This window comes from Candidatus Protofrankia californiensis, from assembly GCF_900634765.1.
GTDB lineage: Bacteria > Actinomycetota > Actinomycetes > Frankiales > Frankiaceae > Protofrankia > Protofrankia californiensis.
Window position 1 is genome coordinate 2,977 of the sequence record NZ_CAAAFT010000349.1, and the last position, 769, is coordinate 3,745.

Below are 769 nucleotides of genomic sequence, written 5' to 3' on the forward strand. Positions count from 1 at the left end.
ACCCCCGCCAGCGGCCAGCGGCTGCTGTTCTCGGCAACCCTCGACCGTGAGGTGGAGGTGCTGGTCCGCCAGTACCTGCCCGACCCGGTCCTCGTCGCCGTCGACTCGGAGACCGCGCAGGTCTCCACCCTGTCACGGCACGCGCTCGAGGCCTCCGACCCCGCCGCCCACACCCGGCTGGTGACCGCCCTGGCGGGCGGCTCCGGACGTACCCTGGTGTTCGCCCGCACCCAGCGCGGCGCCGACCGGCTCGCCGAACAGCTCACCCGTTCCGGTGTTCCGGCCCAGCCGCTGCACGGCGGCATGGCGCAGAACGCCCGCAGCCGAGCGCTCGCCGGGTTTGCCGAAGGTGCGCACCGTGTTCTCGTCGCGACGGACGTGGCTGCCCGCGGCATCCACGTCGACGGGGTCGACATCGTCGTGCACGCGGGGCTGCCGAGCGACCCCAAGACCTATCAGCACCGCGGTGGGCGTACCGCGCGGGCGGGGGCACACGGCGCCGACGTACTCGTCTCACTCCCCGAGGAGCGCGGGCTGGTGCGCGCGCTGCTGCGAGCCGCCGGCAGCGACGCGCAGCCCGAACCGGCGGACGCCAACGACGAGGTGGTAATGCGCCTCGCCGGACCTCCCGCCCCCAGAATTCCCCCGCAGCAGCGGAGTACGCCGACCCAGCCGGCCGCTGCTCGGCAGTCGTCCGGTGTTCGGGTGCCGACGCAGGCGCGGTCGTCGGGTGGCCCGCGCCGCCGGGGCGCGGACAGACAGTGGGGGG

Annotated in this window: 1 protein-coding gene; it reads left to right on the top strand. The window is 75.2% G+C overall.

Annotation, left to right across the window (positions count from 1 at the left end):
* Positions 1-769: helicase-related protein (locus tag DD1DGNOD_RS29755; protein WP_241255817.1), on the top strand; the 769-nt coding region annotated here is incomplete at both ends.